The following is a 2,143-nucleotide window of genomic DNA, read 5'->3' as shown; positions in this document are numbered from 1 at the left end:
TTGTGATATATGCTTCTTTAATCGCTGTCGCCTTATGATTATCTTTGATAATCGCCTGTGTATCAATCATTTTCTGCATGACTACATCAACTTCGCTCTTTGTCAATTCATCTTTAGGGTCTGCTAAATTATATTTAAAATCGTCTCCATTATCTAAAGTAAATACCATTGTTAATTTGCGTGTATCTGCCATTAAAAATCACTCCTTAATTTTAAAATTTAAAAATACATCATAGCTTTGATTGATAAAAACCTTTGCCGCCGTTTCTTATTCATCTTATCAACTCCTTACACTTATTTACTTGCAACTTAGATGGTAAAAATCAACCCCCAAATCAAAAATTTTTTCTTAGCAAATAAAAAAAGGCAAACTATTATCCAAAATTACATAATAGTTTGCCTTTCGCTATATGTGCAGTTATGAATTTAAACTTTATATATTTTCTGCGAAGTATTTTCTAAACTTATATTTTTAATGTCAAATAAATTCGAGGCGTAAAATTTATCCATTCTCATACCAAAACCAATACAAATTTTAAAAATAGTATCTTCTGTAGGATTACGACTTTTTTCACTTAATAAGCTAGCCACAGTTGAAGGTGGCATTCCTGCTTTATTTGCTAAGCCATTTATGCTCAAATTATAAGCCTTACATAATTCCAAAATCCTATAATCTACTGCCTTTATAAGTAGCATTATAATCAACCCTTTTCTTTCAAAGATTAACTATATTATACTCTTATAAAAATAAAATGTATTCGACATATCGTAAATTTTTATAAAAATAACAAAAATTTTTCCCAAATTTGCTTAAAAGGTTTAATTTCTTCCTTTAAACTGCAAGTAAATCATTAAAGGAGTGATTACTTATGCAAAATTTTCAAGTAGTAGATATCTCAGCTTGGCAAGAAAAACTCAATTGGCAAAAACTAAAGACAAATACTATTCAAGGCGTTATCATCAAAATAGGTGAATACAATTATCTAGATGAAATATTTATCTCACATGTAAATAATGCTGTAACTTATAATCTGCCCTATGGCATATATTATTATGCTCATGCTTCAACAATTGATGAAGCTATAGCAGAAGCTAATTGGGTAGATAAACAAATCAAAACATATCTCAACGGACAAAATCCGTCACTTGGCATTTGGTATGATGCAGAAGATAAATCCATGCTCAAAAACAAGATTAATGTAGCCTATATGATTGGCAACTTCATCAACCGATTAAACGAACTAGATTATAATTATGTAGGTCTATATAGTTCCTATAATTGGCTCATTAATATCATTGACTTAAATCTCCTAGCCGATTATATTCCCATCTGGTCTGCCCAATATTACCATGAAAACAGCTTTAAACTTGAATATCCCAATCGTATTTGTAAGATATGGCAATACACAGATCATAAGCAAATAGATGATATGATACTTGATTGCAATATTTATTATGCATAATACTATAATCAAAAATTGTAAATCATAGATAAAAATTAAACTGCACCCTAAAAATTGGATATAAAACAACTTTTAGAGGTGCAGTTTTTTTCTAAAATTATAAATTAAACTCCATCTTTATTTTTTCAATATCTTGAATGGATACCTTAGTTATCTTAGCAATAATATTAATATCAATACCTTCTTTTAATCCATTAACCACATTTTGAATTTTATTTTCCTGTAAACCTTTTTTCAAACCTTGTTCTAAACCTTGTTGTAATCCTTGCTCTAATCCTTGTTTTAAACCTTGTTTTAAACCTTCCTTCATTCCTTGCTCTAATCCTTCTTCTTTAAATGCACTTATATATGAATAATAATCTCTTATCGCTTTTTCCCTTTGTTCATATGCTCTACGTTCTATTTTATCCTGTAAAAATGTATCTTCAAATTCTACTGCTTCTTTAATCGCTGGAGTTGTCATCGCTATTTCCTCCAATTCTTCTTTATTATATTTTCCTGAAAAATAAGCAAGCCATGCTTCTGACGCTCTTATTTTGCGCATATCCTTCAAAGTAAATTTCGGCAATTCTAGAAAATGTATCTCTATATGGTCTTTGACATACTCCCCATGCCTAAAGGCAGGGGATTCTTGGATACAAACGATACTTGCCTACTAAAATAGCAGGTCTTACTATATC

The 2,143-nt window shown here is 29.6% G+C and carries 4 protein-coding genes; 1 reads left to right on the top strand and 3 read right to left on the bottom strand.

Annotated features, from left to right (window positions below; all coding sequences use genetic code 11):
* Together AC5LAX_RS04350 and AC5LAX_RS04345 are read right to left on the bottom strand one after the other, a co-directional pair.
* The coding region (locus AC5LAX_RS04350; RefSeq protein WP_493263641.1) for a DUF2922 domain-containing protein at window positions 1-193 on the bottom strand (193 nt) is incomplete at its 3' end.
* Between the two features lie 233 nt (window positions 194-426).
* On the bottom strand, window positions 427-663 hold the full coding sequence (locus AC5LAX_RS04345) for a helix-turn-helix domain-containing protein (RefSeq protein WP_278849804.1): 237 nt from the start codon (window positions 661-663) through the stop codon (window positions 427-429).
* A 206-nt stretch (window positions 664-869) separates the two neighbouring features.
* Between AC5LAX_RS04345 and AC5LAX_RS04340 the strand changes: the two genes are divergently transcribed.
* The gene (locus AC5LAX_RS04340) at window positions 870-1,463 is read left to right on the top strand and encodes a GH25 family lysozyme (protein ID WP_288909141.1); all 594 of its coding nucleotides are present in this window, start codon (window positions 870-872) and stop codon (window positions 1,461-1,463) included.
* Between the two features lie 97 nt (window positions 1,464-1,560).
* On the opposite strand, the gene AC5LAX_RS04335 is transcribed toward AC5LAX_RS04340, so the two are convergent.
* Window positions 1,561-2,100 (bottom strand): Rpn family recombination-promoting nuclease/putative transposase, encoded by a 540-nt coding sequence (locus AC5LAX_RS04335; protein ID WP_493263642.1) that lies wholly within the window; start codon window positions 2,098-2,100, stop codon window positions 1,561-1,563.
* Window positions 2,101-2,143 lie beyond the last annotated feature (43 nt).

The organism is Megamonas sp., assembly GCF_986095205.1.
This window is presented reverse-complemented; position numbering and strand designations above follow the sequence as displayed.

What these genes read in the sequence shown, in the direction of transcription:
- AC5LAX_RS04340 (WP_288909141.1), top strand. Translation starts at nt 870, where the DNA reads ATGCAAAATTTTCAAGTAGTAGATATCTCAGCTTGGCAAGAAAAACTC.